The organism is Pacificimonas sp. ICDLI1SI03 (assembly GCF_054740865.1).
Genome location: NZ_JBSQAU010000002.1, coordinates 220226 through 241364 on the forward strand (window position 1 = coordinate 220226; position 21139 = coordinate 241364).

At 62.7% G+C, this 21139-nt stretch carries 18 protein-coding genes and 1 other annotated feature; of the genes, 11 read left to right on the forward strand and 7 right to left on the reverse strand.

What is annotated here, in order from left to right:
• Positions 1-16: 16 nt before the first annotated feature.
• Positions 17-1906 carry a DUF885 domain-containing protein gene (locus tag ACSMXM_RS13050; RefSeq protein ID WP_460316753.1) on the forward strand — a complete coding sequence of 630 codons (1890 nt, stop codon included), beginning with the start codon at positions 17-19 and terminating at the stop codon, positions 1904-1906.
• Here ACSMXM_RS13050 and ACSMXM_RS13055 read toward each other — a convergent pair.
• Together ACSMXM_RS13055 and ACSMXM_RS13060 are read right to left on the reverse strand one after the other, a co-directional pair.
• The gene (locus ACSMXM_RS13055) at positions 1899-3191 is read right to left on the reverse strand and encodes a DUF2254 domain-containing protein (protein ID WP_460316754.1); all 1293 of its coding nucleotides are present in this window, start codon (positions 3189-3191) and stop codon (positions 1899-1901) included. The two genes, ACSMXM_RS13050 and ACSMXM_RS13055, sit on opposite strands and share 8 nt — an antisense overlap.
• A 75-nt stretch (positions 3192-3266) precedes the next feature.
• The gene (locus ACSMXM_RS13060) at positions 3267-4400 is read right to left on the reverse strand and encodes a glycosyltransferase family 4 protein (protein ID WP_460316756.1); all 1134 of its coding nucleotides are present in this window, start codon (positions 4398-4400) and stop codon (positions 3267-3269) included.
• A 61-nt stretch (positions 4401-4461) separates the two neighbouring features.
• Between ACSMXM_RS13060 and ACSMXM_RS13065 the strand changes: the two genes are divergently transcribed.
• From ACSMXM_RS13065 to ACSMXM_RS13105, 9 genes are all read left to right on the forward strand, one after another.
• The gene (locus ACSMXM_RS13065; protein WP_460316757.1) at positions 4462-6201 is read left to right on the forward strand and encodes an asparagine synthase (glutamine-hydrolyzing); all 1740 of its coding nucleotides are present in this window, start codon (positions 4462-4464) and stop codon (positions 6199-6201) included.
• Between the two features lie 82 nt (positions 6202-6283).
• Positions 6284-6979 (forward strand): TetR/AcrR family transcriptional regulator, encoded by a 696-nt coding sequence (locus ACSMXM_RS13070; protein ID WP_460316758.1) that lies wholly within the window; start codon positions 6284-6286, stop codon positions 6977-6979.
• Positions 6976-8349: a protein adenylyltransferase SelO family protein gene (locus ACSMXM_RS13075; RefSeq protein ID WP_460316759.1), complete on the forward strand. Its 1374-nt coding sequence runs from the start codon at positions 6976-6978 to the stop codon at positions 8347-8349. Before ACSMXM_RS13070 ends, ACSMXM_RS13075 begins: the two co-directional genes overlap by 4 nt.
• Before the next feature lie 33 nt (positions 8350-8382).
• Positions 8383-9486, forward strand: coding sequence for a DNA polymerase IV (dinB, locus tag ACSMXM_RS13080; protein WP_460316760.1), 1104 nt, complete (start codon positions 8383-8385; stop codon positions 9484-9486).
• Between the two features lie 320 nt (positions 9487-9806).
• The gene (locus ACSMXM_RS13085; RefSeq protein ID WP_460316762.1) at positions 9807-11015 is read left to right on the forward strand and encodes an MFS transporter; all 1209 of its coding nucleotides are present in this window, start codon (positions 9807-9809) and stop codon (positions 11013-11015) included.
• Between the two features lie 72 nt (positions 11016-11087).
• Positions 11088-11144: a sequence feature (sul1 is cis-regulatory element that is thought to sense ions involved in sulfur or methionine metabolism; They are found in Alphaproteobacteria), on the forward strand.
• Positions 11145-11384: 240 nt separating this feature from the next.
• A complete protein-coding gene (locus ACSMXM_RS13090) occupies positions 11385-12869 on the forward strand; it encodes a SulP family inorganic anion transporter (RefSeq protein ID WP_460316764.1) in 1485 nt (494 codons plus the stop codon).
• 12 nt (positions 12870-12881) lie between these two features.
• Positions 12882-13733 carry a universal stress protein gene (locus ACSMXM_RS13095; protein ID WP_460316765.1) on the forward strand — a complete coding sequence of 284 codons (852 nt, stop codon included), beginning with the start codon at positions 12882-12884 and terminating at the stop codon, positions 13731-13733.
• Positions 13734-13735: 2 nt separating this feature from the next.
• Positions 13736-13924 carry a TraR/DksA family transcriptional regulator gene (locus ACSMXM_RS13100; RefSeq protein WP_460316766.1) on the forward strand — a complete coding sequence of 63 codons (189 nt, stop codon included), beginning with the start codon at positions 13736-13738 and terminating at the stop codon, positions 13922-13924.
• Positions 13925-14002: 78 nt separating this feature from the next.
• The gene (locus tag ACSMXM_RS13105; RefSeq protein WP_460316768.1) at positions 14003-15670 is read left to right on the forward strand and encodes a peptide chain release factor 3; all 1668 of its coding nucleotides are present in this window, start codon (positions 14003-14005) and stop codon (positions 15668-15670) included.
• A gap of 13 nt (positions 15671-15683) precedes the next feature.
• Here the strand turns inward: ACSMXM_RS13105 and ACSMXM_RS13110 are convergent, their stop codons facing one another.
• The 3 genes from ACSMXM_RS13110 to coxB are packed head-to-tail and all read right to left on the reverse strand — an operon-like array spanning position 15684 to position 19401.
• Positions 15684-16019 carry a hypothetical protein gene (locus ACSMXM_RS13110; protein ID WP_460316770.1) on the reverse strand — a complete coding sequence of 112 codons (336 nt, stop codon included), beginning with the start codon at positions 16017-16019 and terminating at the stop codon, positions 15684-15686.
• Positions 16016-18529: a cytochrome c oxidase subunit I gene (gene ctaD, locus ACSMXM_RS13115; protein WP_460316771.1), complete on the reverse strand. Its 2514-nt coding sequence runs from the start codon at positions 18527-18529 to the stop codon at positions 16016-16018. Before ctaD ends, ACSMXM_RS13110 begins: the two co-directional genes overlap by 4 nt.
• Entirely contained in the window at positions 18526-19401 is an 876-nt protein-coding gene (gene coxB, locus ACSMXM_RS13120) for a cytochrome c oxidase subunit II (RefSeq protein ID WP_460316772.1), read from the reverse strand. Before coxB ends, ctaD begins: the two co-directional genes overlap by 4 nt.
• Here coxB and ACSMXM_RS13125 point away from each other — a divergent pair.
• On the forward strand, positions 19330-19866 hold the full coding sequence (locus tag ACSMXM_RS13125) for a DUF2231 domain-containing protein (protein ID WP_460316774.1): 537 nt from the start codon (positions 19330-19332) through the stop codon (positions 19864-19866). The two genes, coxB and ACSMXM_RS13125, sit on opposite strands and share 72 nt — an antisense overlap.
• On the opposite strand, the gene ACSMXM_RS13130 is transcribed toward ACSMXM_RS13125, so the two are convergent.
• Positions 19787-20305: a CopD family protein gene (locus tag ACSMXM_RS13130; RefSeq protein ID WP_460316776.1), complete on the reverse strand. Its 519-nt coding sequence runs from the start codon at positions 20303-20305 to the stop codon at positions 19787-19789. The two genes, ACSMXM_RS13125 and ACSMXM_RS13130, sit on opposite strands and share 80 nt — an antisense overlap.
• Before the next feature lie 3 nt (positions 20306-20308).
• Positions 20309-21010 (reverse strand): cytochrome c oxidase assembly protein, encoded by a 702-nt coding sequence (locus tag ACSMXM_RS13135; RefSeq protein ID WP_460316778.1) that lies wholly within the window; start codon positions 21008-21010, stop codon positions 20309-20311.
• Positions 21011-21139: the final 129 nt, after the last annotated feature.

Sequence of the window (21139 nt, forward strand, 5' to 3'; positions counted from 1 at the left end):
CACCAAAGGAAATCCAATGCTCTTCCGTCCGTCCATGATTGCTCTTGCCGCGGCGGGCCTCGCCGGCTGCGCGACGGTGCCGATGAATGAAGGGCAAGAGGGTGTCGCAACCCCCTCCGCCAATGCTGCCGCCCCGGCCCCGGCCCCGGCCATGACGGAGACGGCGGCGCATACTGCCCTCTACGCCTTGTTCGAGCGCAGCGACGAGGATGATCTGCGGCGCAATCCCATGACGGCGCTGTTTCGCGGCGACATGCGCTATGCCGACCGCCTGGGCGATTATATTACCGACGAATATTATGCGGGGGAGCGAGCGGCGGCAGAGGCCGAACTGGCGGCGCTGCGGCAGATCCCGCGCGATGCGCTGTCAGAGGCGGACAAGATCGCCTATGACGTCTTCGAATATAATAAAGAGGACGAGCTACGCGCTCTGTCGGACGAGATATTGGCGCTGACCGCCGTTCGCCCGATTAGCGGGTTTCAGGGCATCCACACATTCTACCCGGTGCTGGCCGGCGGCCAGGGCGCGGCCCCGTTCAAGACGGTGGAGGATTACGAGAACAATCTCAGCCGCAATCGCGATTTCGTCATCATGCTCGACCGGTCGCTGGCGCGCTTTCGGGAGGGGCAGGCGACCGGCGTCTATGAATCCAAGCTGTCGATCCGCAATGTGATAGAACAGCTTGAAGCGCAATTGGCTCAGGCGCCGCGTTCATCGCCTTATTATGCCCCGGTTCTGGCCTTCCCGGCCAGCCTGCCAAAGGCGGACAAGGACCGGCTGGCCGCGGCCTATCTCTCCTCGATCGAGGATGACATCTATCCCGCCTATCGCCGTATGCGCGATTACCTCGCCAGCGAATATCTGCCCAATGCCCGCGAAGAGGTGGGCCTCGGTACGATGAAGGGCGGCGAGGAACTCTATAATCAGCTGCTGCAGTCGACGACGACGCTGCCCCTGACCGCCGACTATATCCACGATCTCGGCCTCAGCGAGGTTGCCCGCATCACGCAGGAAATGGAGCGGGTAAAGACAGAGGTCGGCTTTGATGGGACATTGTCCGATTTCTTCGAATTCATCCGCACGGACCCCCAGTTCAAGCCGGCAAGCCGCGAATGGCTGGGTGAGCGCTATTACGAGATCGGCGCCGAGGTCGACAAACGCATCGGCGAACAATTCTCGACGATCCCGAAAAGTCCGCTGGAAATCCGCGCGGTCGAGCCGTTCCGCGAGAAAAACGCGGCCGGCGGTTCCTATAATGGCGGCACGCCGGATGGTTCGCGGCCGGGCGTCTTCTATTATAACGCCTATAATCTCGATGAACGGCTGACGCCGGGCATGGAAACGCTGTATCTGCACGAGGGGTCGCCCGGCCACCATTTCCAGATCAGCCTGGCGCAGGAACAGACGGAACTGCCCAGTTTCATGCGCTTTGGCGGCAACACCGCCTTTGTCGAGGGGTGGGCGCTCTACGCCGAAACGCTGGGTGATGAGCTTGGCCTCTTTACCGATCCCTATCAGCGCTTCGGCCATCTGAACGATGAAATGCTGCGCGCCATGCGGCTGGTCGTCGATACCGGCCTCCATTCGAAGAATTGGAGCCGGGATCAGAGCATTGAATATATGCTCGCCAATTCCGGCATGACTCGCACGGAGGCGGTGGCAGAGGTGGAACGCTATATCGCCATCCCCAGCCAGGCCGTCGCCTACAAGATCGGCGCCCTGAAGATTCAGGAGCTGAAGGCACGCGCCCGGGCCGCGCTTGGCGACCGGTTCGATCCGCGTGAATTCCATGCGCAGGTGCTGATGACGGGGGCGCTGCCGCTGCCGGTGCTGGAGCGGAAGATCGACGATTGGATCGCGGACAAGGGCGTCCCTGCCGCAGCGGCGGGCGGCCAGTCTAGCTGAGCGACTGGGTGCCGTTCTCGGGCGGCATCCAGGCCGACACGCGGCGCAGGATCTCCATTTCGCGCTCGGTCAATGGCTGCGTTTCCGCATGCGCAACGGCGGCGTCGGCTTCCGCCCGCGCCGCTGCGCCGAACAGGCCGACATGCGACAATGCGATCAGCTCCAGATTGCGCTGTATGCGTGTGTGCACTTCGATTGTCGCGGCGGCATCGCGGGCGATTGCATTGAAAAAGTCGCGGAACAGTGCGGCTATGTCCAGATCGGGCGCATAAACATTGTCGAACAGGTCGCTCTCCGCGTTTCCCGCGCCGTCCGCATAGGCCAGGAACACGCGCACGCCGGACCCAAGCACGTTGATGGCGGTGCCGGGATCGTTCACCGCCGGGCTTAATGCGCGACTTGCAATTTCCGACAGGACGACCAGGCCAAAGCGCGGATCCTGATCGTAATTGCGATCATGCCCGATGCTGAACGCGGCCATGACCCGGTCTCGTCGTTCGCCGCCCAATTCGGGCACCGTGTAGGCGATCGGTGTGCTGCGCGTCACGAACCGGCCCGGCAGTTGCACGATATGCACCTCGACTTCGCAATCGTCGCAGATTTCCTGCAGATCCTTGATGTCGATATGCTGCACATATCCCGCCCTTTCGACATAAATGGGCGCGGCATCCTCCGGAATGTCGATGGCGGGCCTTGCGCCCAATCGGGGGCGGCGCCCCCAATTCTCGGCGGCGGCCATAGCCCGCTTTTCGACGCGCGTCGTGGTATCGGCCACCCGACCGAAATAGTTCAGCTCCTCGATCCAGCGCAGCAGCGCGGCGACGACGATGAAGATGACGGCCAATGTCGCGAAAAACAGGATGACGCGCCCGTTGGAGCCATAAATATTCGCGGCCAGCCCAACGATGCCGACGATTGAAAACAGGAAGGTGCCGATAAAGGTGGACAGCGTATTTGTGGCCACGCTGTCGGTGATCAGCAATTGCGTGGCGCGCGGTGTCACATTGCTGGTCGCGCTGCCATAGGCGGACACCATGATGGACAGGGAAAAGGTCGTCACCGCCAGCATGGAGGAGGCGAGGATGTTGAGGATATTGCCGACCGATCCGGACGCCAGCTTCAATTCCCAGGATGCCGGCATATAGGGACCGGCGACCACCGCCAGCAGCGCGGTCAGCACGGCCGCCACGCTGAACATCGTCGCACGCACCCACATGCGCTTGCCGAACTGCCGAAACAGCCAGCGGCCCCGGCCGATCAGATAATCCCCCGTGGATGCCGACATGTCTCTCTCTACTCGCCCGCCGGGGCGGCGGCTCTCGAAAGCTGCGGTTTCATATTGGGCGCCACATAAACAACGTTACTGCCCGCGCATCGCGCCCTCGTAAAGCGCGCGATAGCTGGCGATCATGCCCGCCTCATCATATTCGGAGCGTACTTTTGTCCGGTTCGCCGCGCCGACGGTCGCGCGCAGCTGCGCATCCCCCATCAGGCGCGCCAGTCCCCGGCCCAGCGCCTCAGCATCCGCCGTGCGCGCCAGCAGGGGCCGGTTCTCGGCGGCAACGATCCCCTCTATGTCGCCGACCCGCGTCGACGCCGCGGGCAGTCCCGCCGCCATCGCCTCGACCAGGCTGATTGGAAACTGCTCGCTGTCCGACGACAGGGCAAAAATGTCGAACAGGCCGACATATCGCGATGGATCGGCCAGAAAACCCGGCATGACCAGGCGATCCGCGACGCCCGCCCGCACCGCCGTCTCTTCGATCCTTTGCCGTTCCGGCCCATCGCCCACGATCACCAGGCGCGCGGGAATTTGGGCCATCTGTGTCGCCATCGCAAACGCCTCCACCAGGCGCGGCAGGTTCTTGACCGGTCGCAGCCCCGCCAGCGTCCCGACGATGATTTCCCCGTCCCGCTTGTCGAGGCCGGGAATCGCATCGGCGGCGGGCGCTTTCTCGAACCGTGTGGTGTCGATGCCGTTCGGGATCCGCATGACGCGGGATCGCGGCTGTCGCCACTGCCCCAGCGCCAGCCCCTCCAGCAATTGCGACGGCACCACCAGCCGCTCCACGCAGGGCAGCGCCGCCCGCCGGTAGAGAACACGCAAGGGCTTCTGGCGAACCCGCTCATCCTCGTTGAAGCCGTCCTCGTGATGGATCAGCGGCGTCCTGCCGAACAGCCGCCGTGCCAGCACCGCATCCATCGCACCGAAATTATAACTCAGCGCCAGCGCATAGCCGCCCTCGTCAATCGCTTTCGCCAGCCGCTTCAGCCGCGCCGGGGTCGGTTTCCCGGCCAGTGGCGGAAATTCCGTCAGCAGGCGTGCGTCGATACCGGGATCAACCGCGTCGCGTGCGCGCGTCGCAGAGGGAACGGCGGAAACAATATCATGCTGAAATGCATCGCCGAAGGCGTTCATCAGCCGTACCGCGCGCGCCTCCTTTCCGCCCAGGTCAAATGTGGAATGCAGGTGCAGGATGCGGGGCGGTGCCATCGCTCATCCTATAGGCGGGCAGTAGTAGCGTATAAAGGGATGCCGCATTAAAGCGCGCGCAATGGGCGCTCTTTATCTGATCCGCGACAACGATCGTGCCGGCGAACGGCTGGACGCCGCGCGCGCGCAATTTGCGCGTCATGGGTTCGGCACGACCACGCCCATAGGCGGGGCGGGCTTTACCGGTTTCCATGCCGCCCCCTTTCACGGCGGTCCCGACAGTTTCCATGCGGACGGGGACGACGTCATCGCCGTCGCCGGCACGCTCAGCTATGATCGGAAACTGGGGCGGCCGGCGCTGTCGGCGCTGCTTCGGGATTTTCAGTTTCCTTATACGGACTGGACCCGCCTGCACGGACAGTTCGTTCTTTTTGTGCGAAAAAATGGCCGTGCCTATCTGCTGACCGACTATTTCGCCGCGTTCCAGCTGTTCCATGACGCCGATCATGACATGTTCTCGACCAGCTTTCTGGCGGCGGCGAAGAGCCTGGACCGGGTCAGCTTCCAGGCGCAGGGCGTTTACGAATTCGCCTTCAATGTATTTCCCACCGGCAATGACACTGTCCTGCGGGAATTGCAGCGCCTCGGCCCCCGGCGCCAGCTGGAACTGGGGCAGACGGTAAAGGCCATTGAGGTCGAAAAGCCTTTGCCGGAAACCGCGACGCAGGAACCGCTACAGGATCGTGTCGAACGAACCGCGACGCAGTTGCGCGCCCTCATCGCGCCCTTCGCCGAATATTATGGCGACAAGATACAATGTCCCCTGTCCGGCGGGCTCGATTCGCGGCTGGCCCTGTCGCTGCTGCGTGATGCCGGCGTTCGCCCGCACGTCTATGTCTACGGGGCGCCGCACCTGCCCGACGTGCAGATCGCGAAAAAGATTGCCGAGGACGAGGGGTTCGACCTCGAAATCTTCGAAAAGGCGAAGCATGCGCGCATCACCCCCGATGATTTCGCGGAAACCGTAGAGCGCAATTTCCACGAAACCGACGCCCTCGTCACCGATGGCGGCCTGTTCGACAATGGCGGCAATGCAGAGGCGCGCCACGCGCGTCAGCGCAATGGCCAGCTTGCCGTTTCGGGTGGCTGTGGAGAGGTTTTCCGCAATTTCTTCTATCTTGCCGACCGCCGCATGACGGCGCGCGACGTCGTCGGCGCCTTTTTCGCGCGTTACACGCAAAGCGATGTCGTGCCGGATTTCGATGCCGACCGGTTTCTCGGCAATCTGGAGGCAAAGGCCCTGCGTGCGGTGGGCGAACAATATGCTGGCGGCCGGCTGCCGCGCCCGGTGATCGAGCAGCTTTATCCGCGCATGCGCTGCCGGTCCTTCTTTGGCCGGGAAATCAGCCTCGTCGGCCGTCAGGGCGGATATCTGATGCCCTTTTTCGACCACCAGATCGTCGCGGCAGCGCTGACGCTTCCCATCTCCCTGAAAAATGCGGGGAAATTCGAATCGGCGCTTCTGGCGCATATCGATCCGAAACTTGCGTCCTATCCGTCGACCTATGGCTATTCCTTCGATGCGGCGCCCACCTACCAGCACCGCCTGTCGGAATTCGGCACGCGCATCCGGCCGCCCTGGATGCGCAAGCATTCCTATGCGCTGCGCCGCCGTCTAGGTCCTATCGGGGACGAACATGGCGGGCTTTTGACGCCCGCCTATCTCGGTCGCGTCCTCGACCTGCATTTCCCGCACATGAGCCGCTATTTCCGCGTCCCGAACATAGAGGATAATGGCCTCTATCGCCGCGTCGCGACGCTCGAATATCTGGCGCAGCATCTGGAGGGGCGCCTGGGCTGACGCCGCCTCTGCGCCTGAATTTGACTCCTGCTCATTTCCGCCCATATCCTGAATATAGTTTTCTGGGAGACATCAATCAGTCATGGCCACCCGCGCTGACCATTCCACGCCTGAAACTCGCGTCCGCCGCTATGATCCGGCGGAAACGCGACAGCGCGTGCTTGAGGCGGCGAACGAACTGTTTTCGCGCAATGGTTTCGCAAAGACGGGAACGGCCGACATCGCCCGCGCTGCGGACGTTTCGGAAGGGTCGATTTTCTATCATTTCGGGTCGAAACGCGCCCTGCAGGAGGAGCTTGGCCGCTGCTATGGCGAACGCATGTGCCTTGCCATGCAGTGCGACGACCGGCTGCAGGATATTCATCCCGGCATCACCATAAGGCGTTGTTTTCAATATTGCGAAACCCACAAGACGTGGGAAGACCTGGTGCAGGCGAACAGCACCGACGGAACGAAGGCGGGGATGTCCAGCAATCCCGATGCGGAGCCGTTCTATCGCGCCGCACGCCAGGTCGTCGTCGACTGGATGGAACGCCAATATGAGGCGATGAAGCAGGAACGCGGCCTGTCACACCTGAACGCGCCCATCGCCGCGGCATTGACCTGCGGCGTCGTCGGCGATGCGCTGGACCTGGCGTTCCGCCCCGACATGAGCCCCGAAATGCGGCAGGAGGTAGAGGAAGAGGCGGTGCGCTTCGTCTGCGCGGCTTGCGGCGTCGAATGCCCCTCGGTGCGGGAAACGCCAGTGGCGGCACGTGCGGGCGTGGCACCGGCTTGACGGAGTATCGCGCCGATCCGGCGATCCTGGCGCTGGGCGAGCGATTCTTTGCGCCTGTCGAGGCGGCGGACTTTCCTGAAACGCGGCTGCGCTTCCGCAATGACCGGGCGGCGGAAACGGTGGGCCTCGCGACGCTGACCGATGCGGAATGGGCCGATCATTTCGGGCGCTTTCGACCGCTTGCCGGCAATCTGCAGCAGCCGCTCGCGCTGGCCTATCACGGTCATCAATTCCGCACCTATAATCCCGACATAGGCGACGGCCGCGGTTTCCTGTTCGCCCAGATGCGCGATGATCGCGGCCGGCTGATGGACCTCGGCACAAAGGGGTCCGGCCGCACGCCGTACAGCCGGACGGGCGATGGCCGTCTGACATTGAAGGGCGGCGTCCGCGAAATCCTCGCCACCGAAATGCTGGATGCCCTCGGCGTCGATACCAGCCGTACGCTCAGCCTGATCGAAACAGGCGAGCCGCTGATGCGCGGCGACGAGCCCAGCCCGACCCGCTCGGCGGTCATGGTGCGGCTCAGCGATGGCCATATTCGCTACGGCACGTTCCAGCGGCTCGCTTATGAAGGCGACGGCGCCGCCATCGAACAGTTGATCGACTATTGCCTGCAGCAATTCGTTCCGGACGGCGGGAAAGACGCCGCCGATCGATATGCCGACCTGATGGATCATGCCGTATCGGGCGCGGCGCGTCTGGCGGCCAGTTACCGCGTGGCGGGGTTCGTCCACGGCGTTCTCAACACCGACAATATCAACATAACGGGCGAAAGCTTCGATTATGGGCCATGGCGGTTCGCGCCCCGCTGGGATGGCGAATTCACCGCCGCCTATTTCGATCAGTTCGGGCTCTATTCCTTTGGCCGCCAGGCAGAGGCGCTGCAATGGAATGTCCACCAGCTGGCTCTGGCATTGCGCACGGTGGCGGGGGCGGACAGCCTGATCCCGGCGCTACAGGATTATCCCGAACGCTACGACGCGGCGTTGATCGATGGCATTCTCGACCGGCTGGGGCTTTCCTCAGGTCCGGATGATGCGGCGCTCGTGCGGGCATGGGAGGCGGCGCTGGCGGCCAGCGACATCGAACCCGACCGCGCTTTTTTCGACTGGCGTGGCGGCACGCGACGGCACGATCACCCGGCCTATCGGGAACCCGCCTTTGCGGCGTTCGAGGCGGCGGTCTCCATGTACCGCGCCCGTCCCGGCGCGCTCGACCACCCCTATTGGAACGATGCCGCGCCCTGTTCCATGCTGATAGAGGAAATGGAATCATTGTGGACGCCCATCGCCGAAAATGACGACTGGCAGCCGCTCTATGACAAGGTCGAGGCGATCCGTCGCATGGGTGCCGCGCACCAAAGCTGACGGACCCGCTTTGTTCCGGCTATAAGCGCGTCCATGCCGGTCGAATCCCCCGACAGCGAAGAGAGCCCCCTCATTCGCAAGATCATCCATGTCGACATGGATGCCTTCTTCGCCAGCGTCGAACAGCGCGACAATCCGGCGTTGCGAGGAAAGCCTGTCGCGGTCGGCGGATCAAAGGCGCGCGGCGTCGTGGCGGCGGCCAGTTACGAGGCGCGCCCCTTTGGCGTGCGTTCCGCCATGCCATCTGTCACGGCCGCCCGCCTCTGCCCCGATCTTGTTTTCGTAAAGGCACGGTTCGAGGTTTATCGGGAGGTTTCGGGCCAGGTACGGGATATTTTCCGCTCCTACACGCAGCTGGTGGAGCCGCTATCGCTCGACGAGGCCTATCTGGATGTCACCGCCCTCGGCCGCCCCGCCACCGAAATCGCCAGGGAAATCCGCGCCCGCATTCATCAGGTCACCGGCCTGACCGCCTCGGCGGGAGTCTCCTACAATAAATTCCTCGCAAAGCTGGCAAGCGACCAGAACAAGCCGGACGGCCTATGCGTCATCCGTCCACAGCAGGGCGCCGCCTTCGTCCAGTCTTTGCCGGTAAAGCGTTTCCACGGCGTCGGCCCGGTGACGCAGGCAAGGATGCAGCGGCTGGGGATCGAAACGGGCGCGGACCTTGCTGCGCAGAGCATGGAGTTTCTCAGAACGCATTTCCGTAGCTCGGCGGAATATTATTACCGTGCCGCGCGCGGCCTCGATGACCGCCCGGTACGCGCCAGCCGCACGCGCAAATCGATCGGTGCCGAGCGCACCTTTTCGGAGGATCTGTCGGAGGAGGAAGACCTCACCGCCGCTCTCGACCGCGTCGTCGATGCCGTCTGGGAACGCATCGCCGCACAGCAGGCGGCCGGCCGCACGATCACCCTGAAAATGAAGTTCCAGGACTTTCATCAGATCACGCGCGCGCAAAGTTTCGCCACCCCGGTCGGGGATCGCGACACCTTCGCCCGCGTGGGCCGCGATTTGCTGTACGCGCAATTGCCCGTGCCAAAGGGTGTGCGGCTATTGGGGCTCACCCTTTCCGGTCTTTCCGGCGTACCGAAAACCCGGACCGCGCGCGAACAGCTCGATCTGGGCATCGAATAAATCCGCGCGCAACCGGACACATTCCTATTATGCGAAGTGGACACGAACCGGACAGATTTGTGTCCCGGCGAACACGCTGCAGGAAAAATCGACCGGGAAACCGCTAATTTTCTTTGAAAAATAGGATTTCAGATGGGATTCTTTTTCCGCCGGATCCTTCTCATCGCCGCTACCAGGTCGTGCCCCCACCGCTTTCCAAGCGCTCCTGGCCTCGCACCCGCCCCCTCGCGCGCGCATGCGCGCTGAGTGTGCGGTTTGTCCGGTTCCCCTGCTGTCCGGTTCTTCTCATCCCCCTCCCATTGGGGCAAAGCCGACGCATGATGGACTTCATTCGTAAGAACGCGCGCTGGCTGTTCGGCGGCTTTCTGCTCACCTTCTTCTCCTCCTTTGGCCAGACCTTTTTCATCGGTCTGTCCGGGGAGGAGCTGCGCGCGAAATTTTCCCTGACGGATGGCGAGTTCGGGTTGATGTACATGACCGCCACGCTGGCCAGCGCCGCGACGCTTCCTTTTCTCGGCCGCACACTCGATCTGATGCCGGGGCGGCGGGTGATTCTGTTCGTCATTCCGTGTCTTGCGGCGGCATGTATCCTGATCGCTTATGCGCCCAGCTTTCTGCTTGCGCTGCTCGCCCTCTATCTTCTGCGGCTTTTCGGGCAGGGCATGATGACCCATACCGCCCTGACGGAAATCGGACGCTGGTTCGCGGCGGGGCGTGGCAGGGCGACATCGCTGGTAGTCCCCGGTCATCAGGCGGGGGAGGCTCTGCTTCCCGCCAGCTTCGTGCTCATCTCCGCCGCGGCGGGCTGGCAGCTCACCTGGGTCGTGGCGGCGGCCCTCCTCATTCTTGTCGCCCTTCCCGCCGTTTCTTTCCTGTTCGCCCGCGAGCGTATTCCGGCGGAGAACATGACGGGCATGGAAAGGGAACGCACCGCACGCGACTGGACGCGCGCAGAGGTGATGCGCGATCCGTGGTTCTATGCGCTGCTGGTGGGCGTGCTGGCGCCGCCGTTCATCGGGACCACCGTCTTCTTTCACCAGGATTATTTCATCGAATTGCGGGGCTATGACCCGCTGGCCTTTGCCGCCGCCTTTCCGATCATGGCGGTAACGACCATTGTCTTTTCGCTGATCTGCGGCGGCCTGATCGATCGCTTCGGTGCGGTGCGCATCCTGCCTTTCTTTCTCTGGCCGCTGGTGCTGGCCAGTGCCGCGGCAGGGCTGCTCACCCCCGTCTGGGGCATCTATATCTTCATGTTCCTGCTGGGGATCAGCTATGGCTTCACATCCACCTTGTTCGGCGCCCTCTGGCCAGAGGTCTATGGCGTGGCGAATCTGGGGGGCATTCGCGCGATCATCGTGTCGGCGATGGTCTTTGCAACCGCACTCGGCCCCGGCCTGACCGGCTATCTGATTGATCTGGGCGTCGAACTGCCCGGACAGCTCCTCTGGATGAGCGGCTGGTGCATCGCCGCCAGCATCCTTCTGGCGATCGCCGCGAAACCCCTTGCCCGGCGCGTGCCGCACTAACCATGCGCGTCGCGGAGTTTCGGGATTTATGGCTTGCCATTTCGCCAGCCCTGCTTATGCGACTGCGCATCCGTCGGACCTGGACTTTGATCCGGGTGGCTCGGCCCGGCGCCTATCCCCGGGATAACCTCAAGCTCTTTCCAGTACCGATGTAGATGTGCTCTCGCATAGCCTTGGCTGCTTCTGGAAATCGTTAAATTCCATGCTGATTCCCCTGTCGTGGCTCGCCACGCGGAAGGGTGAGCTACGGAAATTGTGGAAATTCAAGATTATGTTGACGATGTTGGTAGAGGTGGAACGCGCCGCCCACACTCCGGTCGGAAATCGCCCCGGTGATATCCTGCCCACTAATGGGCAAGGTTGAAAATGATGTTCAATCTGGCTTCGCTAAAGCAGGAATGGCTTTCGAATCCCCGCGCCGACATATTGGCCGGGATCGTGGTTGCCCTTGCGCTCATTCCAGAGGCGATCGGTTTTTCCATCATTGCGGGCGTCGATCCGCGCATTGGCCTTTATGCGTCCTTTTCGATAGCGGTCATCATCGCCCTGGTGGGAGGCCGACCCGGCATGATTTCGGCGGCCACGGCGGCAATTGCCGTTCTGGTGGTGCCGCTGGTCCGGGACTATGGCGTCGAATATCTGTTCATCGCCACAATCCTGATGGGCATCATTCAGATGATCGCGGGTTTCCTGCGCATGCATCTGTTGATGCAATATGTTTCCCGCTCCGTCATCACCGGCTTCGTCAACGCGCTCGCCATTCTGATTTTCATGGCGCAGCTTCCGGAACTGACCGGCGTCCCGCCCCTGACCTATGTTCTGGTCGCAGCGGGGCTTGCGATCATCTATCTGCTGCCGCGCCTGACGAAGGCGGTCCCGTCGCCGTTGATTGCCATCATCATCCTGACCATCATCGTATATTATGTCGGCTTCGACGTCCGCACCGTCGGCGATATGGGTGAGCTGCCGGATTCGCTGCCCGCCTTCTTGATACCCGATGTTCCTCTGACGCTTGAGACGGTGCAGATCGTCCTTCCCTATTCCCTGACCATGGCGGCGGTCGGTTTGCTGGAATCGATGATGACGGCGCAGATCGTCGACGATCTGACTGACACCCCGTCGGACAAGCAGCGGGAAATGAAGGGCCAGGGCATCGCGAACTTCGTCACCGGGTTTTTTGGCGGCATGGGCGGCTGCGCCATGATCGGACAATCGGTCATCAACGTAAAATCGGGCGGTCTGACCCGGCTGTCCACCATGACGGCCGGCACATTCCTGTTGTTCCTGATCCTGGTTCTGGGCGGGCTGGTCGCCGAAATTCCGATGGCCGCGCTCGTCGCCGTCATGATCATGGTATCGATCGGCACATTTTCGTGGCGGTCCATTCGCGACATACGCCATCATCCATGGCAATCGTCGGTCGTGATGCTGGTCACCGTCGTGGTCGTGGTCTGGACGCACGATCTGGCGCGCGGCGTGTTGGCAGGCGTCATTCTGTCGGGCCTGTTCTTTGCCAGCAAGGTGAAGCGCATCTTCACGGTCGCGTCCGATCTGTCGTCGGACGGAAAGACGCGCACCTACCGGGTCACGGGGCAGGTGTTCTTTGCCTCCTCCGACACCTTTGTCGGTGCGTTCGACTTCAAGGAGGTTCTCGACCGGGTGATCATCGATGTCCGCGACGCGCATTTCTGGGATATTTCCGCCATCGGAACGCTGGACAAGGCTGTGCTGAAATTCCGGCGAGAAGGTACCGATGTGGAAATCCTCGGCCTGAACGATGCCAGCGCATCGATGGTCGAGCGTTTCGCATTACATGACAAACCGGGCGCGGACCTGCAGCCTGGCGGACATTGAGGGAGAGGATCCATGGAACAAGTTCTGGCCTGCGTCGATGCGTCCAGCTACGCGAACAGTGTCTGCGACCTGGCCGCCTGGGCGGCGTCGCGGATGCAATTGCCGGTAGAACTGCTGCATGTCGTGCAGCGCAAGGATCCGGTGGCGGCGCGGCATGATCTGTCGGGCGCCATCGGCCTTGGCGTCAAGTCGGACCTGATGGAAGAACTCGTGCGGCTGGAGGAGAGCGACGCGCGGCTGCAGGTTGAACGCGGCCGCGTCCTTCTGAAATCATGCGAGGATCGTCTGCGCGGGACCGGCGTGGAGAAGGTCGCGACCCTGCACCGGCATGGCGGCATCGTCGAAACCATCGTCGAGCGCGAGGAAGAGGCGCGCATCGTCGTTATCGGCAAGCGCGGCGCCAGCCATGAATTCGCCGCCGATCATATAGGATCCAAGATCGAACGGGTGGTCCGCACCAGCAACAAGCCCATCCTCATTGCCTCGAGGGAGGCGCATGTGCCGGAGCGCGTCGTGCTGGCTTATGATGCATCGGCGGGGGCCAAGCGCGCGCTGGAGCGGCTGGCCAATTCACCACTTTTCACTGGCCTGCCGGTTCATATCGTCATGGCGGAAAGCGAGGATGACCGGCATCGCAAGGAACTGGCCGCCGCTGCGGAAACGCTGCAGGGCGGTCGCCCAGTCGACACAACCCTTCGTCGCGGCAAGGCGGAGGAGGTCATTTCCGCCGTCGTTGCCGACCGGCCCGGCACCATGCTGATGATGGGCGCCTATGGCCATTCGCCGCTGCGCGCCCTCATTATCGGCAGCACGACGACAAGCCTGATCCGCTCGGTGCATGTACCGGTCCTTCTGGTGCGGTAGGCATGGCAGCAGACAAGGACCATAGGCGCATTCTCATCGAACAGCAGCTTTCCGCGATCACCACTGCGCTGCGCCGCCTCGACAATGATGAATATGGCTATTGCCTGAAATGCGGAGCAGAGATCGCGCCCCGCCGACTTGATCACAATCCTGCAGTGACCACCTGCATAGACTGCGCACGGGGCGCATAGGGCCTTTTCCAATGGTCAGACAATTCATGCGGCCTCGTCAGTGTGGCATGCCAGCGCGCCGCCATGCAGGAAACTAGAATGCCATCCGACCCCTTATCCGTTTCGGCGACCGCCGGCGGCACGCAGTCCCTTGCCGGTGGCGGAACGCCCCTGCCCCGCCGCACATTTGCGATCATCTCTCACCCCGATGCCGGCAAGACCACGCTGACGGAAAAGCTGCTGCACGAGGGCGGTGCCATCAGGGAAGCGGGCGAGGTCTTCGACAAGGGGAACCGTCGCCGTCGCGCCCGTTCCGACTGGATGGCGGTGGAACAGCAGCGCGGTATTTCCGTCACCAGTTCGGTCATGACGTTCGAGCATGAGGGGGTCCGTTTCAACCTGCTCGACACGCCCGGGCACGAGGACTTCTCTGAGGACACCTATCGCACCCTGACCGCCGTCGATTGCGCGGTAATGGTGATCGACGCGGCAAAGGGCATCGAATCGCGCACACTGAAGCTGTTCGAGGTGTGCCGCCTGCGAAACATCCCGATCATCACCTTTATCAACAAGATCGACCGCGAAGGGCTTTCGCCGTTCGAGCTGCTGGATGAAATTGCCGACAAGCTCGCCCTCGATACCGCGCCCATGGCGTGGCCGATCGGCATGGGCGGCCTGTTTCAGGGATTATATTCGTTCGAGGAAAAGCGCGTCTGGCTGGCCGACAAAACCGGCGGCGCCCTGGATACACAGGGGATCGACGTCACCGGCCTGGACGATCCGCGCCTGACCAGCGCGCTGACAAGCACGGCGACGGGGCCTGCGCAGGAATCTCTGCTGGCCGACGCGAAGCTGGCCACAGAAGCCTATCCGTCCTTCTCGCAGGCGGAATTTCTGCAGGGCGACCTGACGCCCGTCTATTTCGGCAGCGCGCTGCGCCAATATGGCATCGCGTCGCTGCTGGCGGCGTTGTTGCACCATTCGCCGCCGCCGCGAACGCAGCCGGCGACCCCGGAACCCGTTGACCCGGACACCGATCAGGTTTCCGGCTTCGTGTTCAAGATACAGGCGAACATGGACCCCAATCATCGCGACCGCGTCGCATTCCTGCGCATATGTTCTGGAACGCTGAAGCGCGGCATGAAGCTGGGCAATAGCCGGACCGGCAAGAAACTGGGCCTGCATAATCCCATCTCCTTTCTGGCGCGCGACCGCGAACTGACGGAGGAGGCGCGGCCCGGGGACATTATCGGCCTGCCGAACCACGGTACGTTGCGCGTCGGCGACACGCTGACAGAACGCGGGGGAATCGCCTTTACCGGCCTGCCCGACTTCGCGCCGGAAATCCTGCGCCGGGTGCGCCTGGATGACCCCATGAAGATCAAGCAGATGCGAAAAGCGTTGCTGGATCTGGCGGAGGAAGGGCTGGCGCGGGTGTTCCGGCCACTGGTCGGGTCCAATTGGGTCGTGGGGGTGGTGGGCGCGCTGCAGTTCGAGGTGATCTCAACCCGCTGCGAAGCGGAATATGGCCTCTCCATTCGCTTCGAATCGACGGAATATGAGACCGCGCGCTGGATCGAGGCCCCCGACGAAGCCGCGCAGAAGGAATTCATCGGCGCCCAGCGCCCCAATCTGGCAGAGGATGGCGACGATGCGCTGGTGTTTCTGGCGCGCAGCAACTGGGAATTGGAGCGGGTTCAGAAGGAATGGCCGAAGATCCGCTTCCTGGCGGTGCGGGAGCGTGTGCCGATACTGGAGGGCGCATAACCCTCCTGATTGGTCAACATAAACGCAGGGTGACGACCGGCAATCCGATCCATGCGGTCGCGCCCAAGGCCGCAATTGCGAGCGTAAGGGAGGTCAGCCGTATAAAACGCAGCGCCGCCGTGGCAGCGCGAAGGCGCAGCATGAACCAATAGATCAGGACACCCTGCGCCAGCATCAGGGCCAGCCATATGCCGACCAGAAAGGCGCGCTTTCCCCCGTCGCTGGGTGACCAGACACTGGGGGAGCAAAGCAGGCCATGCGCGCCGTAGAGGGCAATGAACGCCAGCGACCAAAGGGCAAAACCGGCGGCGAGGGCGGCCGCCTCGCTGTTCGTCGCCGTTCCTTTCACGATACGCCTGCCAGCGGCATCAGGTGGATGGCCGCCGCCGCAACGACGCCGCTGATGGCGGAATAGGTCCAGAAAAGAGAGAGGTTGCGCACGTCCAGGCTGCGTATCGGCGATATGAAACCGGCCCGGTTACGGGCGAGCACGAACAAGGCGCCGACCGTTCCGAGACCGGCATGGAATGCGCCATAGGCCGACAGCATCAGGACGGAGGCAGAATAGGCATGGTGCGACGCTGGCGGCGCCAGATGGGCGGGCACGGCGATGAAACCGCCCGCCGCGGCGATACCAGCTGCTGCTGCGATCGCCAGCCAATGCGTGCCGAGCGTGCTGCCCGCCTTGTTGGTGGCGACCGCCCGTCGGCAGGCGATCGCCCCCATCACGAGTGCGGCCATCGTAACAAGGGCCAGCGGTATATTCGTGTCGATCCACGTCGGCGGCGGCCAGTTGGGCGCAATGGTCCAAAGGAAAAGATAGCCGAACAACAAGGATGCAAACAGGGTGGCGTCGAACACAAGCGTGAAGATCATTCCCCACCAGGCCGGTGCCTGCTCAGTGGCAGCATGGGGGAACAGGCGCTTGTTCAGTCCCACCTCGATCAATTCGGGATCCTGCCGCAATCCCGTGTTCCACAGCCAGAAGAGCGCACAGCCCAGGATGACGCAGGCCATCAGCACCGCGCCCCAATAGACGCTGAACAGAAAGCAGAGCGCGGTGCCAACGACGGCAAGCGCGGTCAGTAGCGGCACATAGGTCGGGCCGGGCAGCAGAATGACCTGTTCCGGTGCGCCGGTCACGCCATCGACGCCCAGCGTTTCGCGCAAACCGTCGCGCCTGCCGGGCAGATAACCCCCGCCATGGGCCAGCCACGCGCCCAGATCGTCATTCAGATGAATGGGATCCCGCGACGTGACATGGGGCAGGCTGGCGAAATTATAGGCGGGGGCGGGCGTCGGCATGGCCCATTCCAAGGTGCCAGACTTCCATGGATTGCTGGGCGTGTGCGGCGCAAATCGCCATTGCACCAGCAGGTCGATCAGGACCAGCGCGAAGCCGATCGTCAAAATGAACCCGCCCACGGACGAGACGAGATTTGGCATCGTCCAGCCCAGACCCTCAGCATAGGTATAAACCCGCCGGGGCATTCCCAGCAGGCCAGTTAGGTGCATGATGAAGAACGTCAGATTGAACCCGATGAAGACCAGCCAGAAGGCGAGTTTTCCCAGGCCCTGATCCGACCGCCGGCCGCTGATCTGGGGCATCCAGTAATAAATCCCGGCCATGACGGGAAAAACGAAGCCACCCACCAGAACGTAATGCAGATGCGCCACGACGAAATGCGTGTCGTGCACCTGGCCATCAAAGGGCACCACCGCCACCATGACGCCGGTCAGCCCGCCTGCAACGAAAACGAAGAGAAAGCCGTATATCCACAACATGGGCAGGGTGACCGTCGGACGCCCCTTCAGAAGCGTGGCCAGCCAGGAAAATACCTGAATTGCCGTGGGGATGACGACCAGCAGGCTTGCCGCCGAGAAGAATGCCAGGCTGAGATGCGGAATGCCCGTGGTGAACATGTGATGCACCCACAGGCCGAAGCTGATGAACGCCTGCGCGATCAGAGCCGCCACGATCCATTTATATCCGACGATGGGCCGGCCGGCGAACACGGGCAGGATCGTCGAGACGACACCTGCGGCGGGCAGGAAGATGATGTAGACTTCCGGATGACCGAACAGCCAAAACAGGTGCTGCCACAGCAGCGGATCGCCGCCCTTCGTGGGATCGAAGAACGGCAGGCCAAAGGCGCGTTCGATCTCCAGCATGATCGAACCAAGGATCAGCGGCGGAAATCCCACCAGCATCATCGCCGCCGTGATCCAGAGATACCAGACCAGCAGCGGCATTTTCGACAGGGCCATTCCGCCCGTCCGCACCTTCAGCACCGTTACCATGATTTCGACGGCGGCGCAGACGGCAGAGACCTCGACCACGGTAACGCCCAGCAGCCAGATGTCGGAGTTTATTCCGGGCGAATAGGGCTTGGACGACAACGGCGTGTACATGAACCAGCCGCTGTCGGGCGCCACACCCAAGAGCAGGGCGGCGAGCAGGATCAACCCGCCGAACAGGTAACACCAATAACCAAAGGCGCTGAGCCGGGGAAATGCCAAGTCGCGCGCGCCCAGCATCTTGGGCAGCATGTAGAGGGCGAACCCCTCGATCAGCGGGATGGCGAACAGGAACATCATCACGGTGCCGTGCATCGTGAACACCTGCGAATATTGCGCCGCGTCCAGGAATTGCGTGTTAGGCCCCGACAGCTGCGCGCGGATCAGCATGGCCAGAACGCCGCCCACCAGGAAAAAGCCGAGCGCGGTCACCATGAAGCGAATGCCGACAATCGTGTGATTGGTCGCCGCCAGAAAACCGGAGCGTGTCCGGGGCGGGGAATAGAGCGGCTGCAACTCGTGATGCAGGTGCAGGGCCTCGCCGTGATGCGTCTCGCTCATTTCGCCCCCAGCCAATCCAGCAGATAGTCCGTCCAGCGCTCGATGATGTTTGCCGCAGGCGCGCGCCGGGGGTTCAGCACCGGCCTGTCCTCTGCCGGGCGAAGGGAGGCGCCCCGCAGCGCGGCCGCATAGTCGGCGGCAGGATGCGCGCGCACCTCGAATTGCATCTGCGCATGGCCGATGCCGCAATATTCCGCGCATGTGCCGCGATAGGTGCCGGGCAGATCGGCCTGCAGGCGCAGGCGGTTCTCCTTTCCGGGGATCGCATCCATCTTGCCGCCCAGGCGCGGCACCCAGAAACTGTGGATGACGTCCTCGCTGGTGATCGCCACGGTGAAGTCTTCGCCTGCGGGTACGTGGAGGACGTTCTCGGTCCGCTCCCCGCCGGGATAATCGATTGTCCATCCCCATTGCTGGGCGCGCACGCGGATAACGTCGTCGCTCCCGTCGGCCCGCGCCAGCAGCGTGTCCCCGGCCAGAAAGGCAAAGGCCATCAGGATAAGCAGCGTGACGGTCGGAAAAATCAGACCTCCGCCGATCAGCAGGCGGCGACTGGATATGTTGCGCAATGCCCGCTCGCGCTTCAGGGCGTAGATGGCGGTGCCAAGCACCCCCGTCAGGATGACCGCTGCACCGGCCAGCATTCCCCACCACAGGGTCGCGACATGCTGCGCTGCGGGCCCCGCAGGCTGCAGCGTGGAAAATTCCCCCGTACAGCCGGCCAGACAGACGCTGCCCGCTGTCAGAATGGTGGCCGCCGCACGGTGGCAACTCCTCGTGGTTACGGACGTTGGGGTGCCGTGACCAAACTGGACGAAGCCCGGGATCTTGGCGTCGGTTCGCGCATCGCGCTGGCCGGGCACCCCGTGCATGCGATGATGGTAACGTTCCCCATTGCGCTGGTGGTCGCCACGCTGGGCGCGGACATCATGTGGTGGATGATCGGCGACCCGTTTTTCGCCAGGGTAGCGCTGTGGACCAGCGGCTGGGGCTTCGTGATGGGCGTGTTCGCAGGCATTGCCGGCACGGCGGAGCTGCTGGCCGGGCCGGGTGTCAGGCGGCGCCCGGAAAGCTGGACCCATGCGGTCGCCGCGATGATGCTGCTCGCCACGATCGGCGCCAATTGGGGTTTCCGCCTTATGGATGCGCAGGCAGCGATCCTCCCGTGGGGGCTGCTCCTTTCCACAGGGGGCCTCATCTTCGTGGGCCTTGCCGGCTGGCAGGGTGGCAAGCTGGTCTTCGAACATCAGATCGGCGTCATGATAGAGGAAGACGAGGCGGGGGAGGAGGAGCCGGAAGCGGACTTTCCTGACGTTGCAGAAAGCCCGGCTCGTTGAGCCATTGCGGGAATATTTTGCTTGAAATATATGGCTTTGCCAGAACAAGCCATAATATAGCAGCGGTGGACAAAAAAATGGTGCCCGCAACGATCATGATCCTCAGCGTCGGTCCCTCTGCCTCTTCTTCCGCCAGGTGCATCAGCGCGTAGCCATATTGAATATGGGCTATGACCAGTACGCCCACGGCCATCAGTTTCACGAACATCCACGGATGCAGTGCGTCCGCTACGAACAAAAGCGCGCCGCCCGCACCCACCGCCAAAAAGGCGGCCGGTGAGACGATCCCCATATATGCAAACCGGCTGCCCATCCGCACACGCGCAAAATCCTGGCTGTCCCGCACCTTGTGATGGTTCAGGAGCATGGCCGCCAGGTAAAGAAGGCCGGAGACCCATATCGCGATACCGCTGATGTGCAGGAATTTCAGCCACAGCATCGTTCAGGCAACAGCCTCTTGTTCGAGGCGGTGGAGCAGCCGTCGCAGCACAGCCCACCCGGCCAGGACCGTCAGCGGCAGGCTGCCTACCCACATGATCAGGCCCGCCAGTTGCTGATCGTCGAGCGGCGACAGACCATATTGCTGCGTCGTAAACAGGTGCGGGCCATATATCGGCACGGGCGCGAAAGTGATCAGGGCGCCCAACAGACCCATTTGCATTACCATCGCAATCAGGATCAGGAAGGCCGCCGGGGCAGAAGCGTCCGGGCGGGAAAGGGCGTTCCATAGCAGCAGCGATGACCCCAGCAGTGCCGCTTGCCCGACCCAATAGGCCGCATCGCTGGATAAAGCCCATTCATAGACGCCCGGCACATGCCATGCCCAAAAGGCGATGACGTGAAACAGGAATGCCGCAGGCAAAGATACCCGGCCTGTAAAAATGCCGGCGAGGAGCGGCGCTGCCGCAAAGACGATGACCAGATGATGCACGGCCCGCGCGGAGAACAGCCCGGCACTGAGCGCGCAAAGCGGCGAGACATAGGCGAGCACCAGAACCGCCAGGCCCGCCTTTGCCCTGACAGAACCATCGCGCAACAGCCAGGCACAGCCTGCCAGCGCAAGGAGCAGAAGCGGGTCCAGATTCCACGCGCCAAATATCGCATCCGGAGAGGGGGCCGGGCCGCAATATGGTAATGCCGTCATGGCCACTTCCCTAGGTGCAACCTTGCGGGAAGCAAGCCCGCTCGACCCCTGATACAATACGCCAAACCCCAAAGAAGTTTCATGGCGTTGCGCGCGCTAAAAGAAAGGATGCGAGATCGCCTTTCGTAG